The 2,579-nt window shown below is 65.3% G+C and carries 2 protein-coding genes; both read right to left on the reverse strand.

Features of this window, described 5'->3' with window-relative positions:
* Nucleotides 1-1,065 (reverse strand): globin domain-containing protein (locus tag AD89_RS0117370; protein WP_025780893.1); only part of this gene is annotated, 1,065 nt, incomplete at its 3' end.
* A gap of 172 nt (nt 1,066-1,237) precedes the next feature.
* Nucleotides 1,238-2,579, reverse strand: a 1,342-nt coding sequence (locus tag AD89_RS0117375; RefSeq protein WP_025780895.1) for a multicopper oxidase domain-containing protein, incomplete at its 5' end; no start/stop codon positions are given.

Here is a 2,579-nt window from a genome sequence, read left to right on the forward strand (position 1 = left end):
CACCTCGGCGAGGTCGATGAAGCCTTCGTGGATGGTTTCGTTCGTCGTCCGTGCGCCGAGCTGTTCGTACCAGTGGTGCATTCGGGCGCCCGGCAGCTGGGCGACGAGCTGCGCCATATCCTGCCGGTGGGCGTGGGAGGCCATCGACTGATCGGCGTGGAGGACCGTGACTTCGCGCTGAGATTCCTTGGACACGAGGTCGTTGAGCGCGCCGAGGATCGGGGTGCAGCCGATGCCTGCGGAGACGAGCAGCAGCGGGGTCTCGGCGTCTTCGACGACGAGGTCACCGTAGGGCAGGGAGCATCGGATCGTGTCCCCTTCGAAGACGTTGCCGTGGATGAAGTTCGACACCTCACCAGCAGGGACGCCCGCCTCGGCGCGACCGGGTTCGGCCTTGATCGTCACGGTCCAGGACTCATGTGAGGTCGCTCGGGTGAGGCTGTACTGGCGGATCTGGTTGGCGCCGTCGGGCAGCTGGACCTGGACGGAGATGTACTGTCCGGGCCGTGCCTGCGGCAGCCGGCCGCCATCGGGACGAGCCAGGACGAGGCTGATCGTGTGCGGTGATTCCTGCCGACGGCGGATAACCTTGAGCTCTGACCAGACGTCGCCGGGTTCCACGTCGTGGTCGGCATAGAGTTCGCGTTCGGCGGCGATGAGCGTGTTCGCCATGTCCCAGTAGACCTCGGTCCACGCGTCGACGACCTCGGGGGTGGCCGCCTCGCCGAGCACTTCGCCGATGGCGGCGAAGAGGTGCTCGTAGACGATCGGGTACTGATCTTCGGTGATGCCCAAGGATGCGTGTTTGTTCGCAATCCGGCTCATCATCGCGTCGATGTTCGGCGCATCCTCTGACACGAGCAGGCTCGCATAGGCGGCGATCGCGCCGGCCAGCGCCTTCTGCTGCTCGCCCTGCGCCTGGTTGCCGCGGTTGAACAGATCGCGCAGCAGGTCGGGACGGGCGGTGAACATCCGGTCATAGAAGATCGGCGTGATGTCGCCGATGGCGGATCCGATGACGGGGAGGGTGTCCCTGACGACGGTGAGAGCGGGCTGGGAGATCACATCTGCTCCTTTTGCGACGCCGGTGCGCCGCGCAGCTGGAACGGCCTTTTCAGGTCGCTGTTCTTCATTGCAGTTTCGACGGTACTACGGCGTGTAGAACAATTTCTACACGTTGTAGAATTTGAGATTTTTCGCCCGATTCCTGGACGAGGTCGGCCTCGCCGGCGCCGCTTCAGTCCGTGACGTTGACGATTCCGTGGGCGCCGCGTTCGGCGTCGACCATGACGTGGGAGACGAACGGATAGTGACCCGCCTCGGCGAATTCGAGTTCGACAAACCCGCCCTGCGAGGCGGCCAGATCGAGTGTCTGGCTCGCCCCTTTCTCTTCGTTGTCCGGTTTGAGCAGGTAGGCGCCTTCCTTGAACACGGTGTCGAACTGTCCGCCGATGATGTGGAAGGCACTCGGCCGGCTCGGGCCGGCGTCGACGACCCAGATGCGCACGCGTTCGCCGACCTTCGCCCGCAGCTGATCGTGGTCGTACTGGTTGGCGAATCCGTTGAACACGACGGCGTCGGGTTCTTCGCGGGCGGCCTTCGCCGAATCGACGATCCCGCCCTGCGGCCCGAGGTAGAGCTCGGATTGGACCATGAAGTATTCGCGGTCGACTTCGGGCAGATTCGGCGGGTCGATGATCACGGCGCCGAACATGCCGTTGGCGATGTGGTCGGTCATCGGCATCGTCGCGCAGTGGTACATCCAGGCGCCCGAATGTGTGGCCGTGAACTCGTAGGTCAGTGATTCGCCGGGAGCGATGGTGCGCATCGGCTGGTCGGGGGCGAGTTCGCCGGCGTGGAAGTCGATCGAGTGGCCCATGGACCCGTCGTTGACGAGCGTGATGACGAACTTGTCGCCGACCTTTCCGCGCAGGGTGGGCCCGGGCATGGTGCCGTTGAACAGCCACAGCTTCTGCTTGACTCCGACGGCAACTTCGCGTTCGACCTCGGAGACGGTGAAGGTCTTCTTGATCGTCTTCGGTTTCGCGGACTCGTCAGGCTTCGGCAGCGCCGCGTCGCGGGCAGAGAAGTCACGCCCGGGTTCGGCCATGAAGTCGAGATCATCGGCCGCAGAGTCCCCGCCGTCTGAGGCGCCGCCGTCCGAGGCCCCGCCGTGGTCCATCCCGTCCATCCCGCCGTGGCCGGAGTCGCCGTGACCCGATCCATCCTGACCGGACCCGTCAGAGTCCATCGCCGTCTGATCTCCGGCGGCACCGATCGCGTTGACCGCGAAGACCATTCCCATCTGCCGGTGGCCGGCGATCGAGCACCAGCCGTCGAGGTCCTCCCCGACGATGCCGACGTCGAGCGTGGCGGATTCGCCGGGGCTCAGCCGGCCGCTGTCGGTGCCGTTGTCGAGCACGAGGTCGTGGACGTCCTGGTCATCGGTGTTCTTCAGTTCGATGACGAGCCGGTTGCCGGCCGGCACGTCGATATTGTCCGGGGTGAATCGCATGTTCTTCGCTTCGACCTGGACTGTCGTGGTCTCGCCGGTCGGAGTCACCCCCGCCGAGGCGGCC

It is taken from the genome of Brevibacterium sp. VCM10 (assembly GCF_000583215.1).
GTDB lineage: Bacteria > Actinomycetota > Actinomycetes > Actinomycetales > Brevibacteriaceae > Brevibacterium > Brevibacterium linens.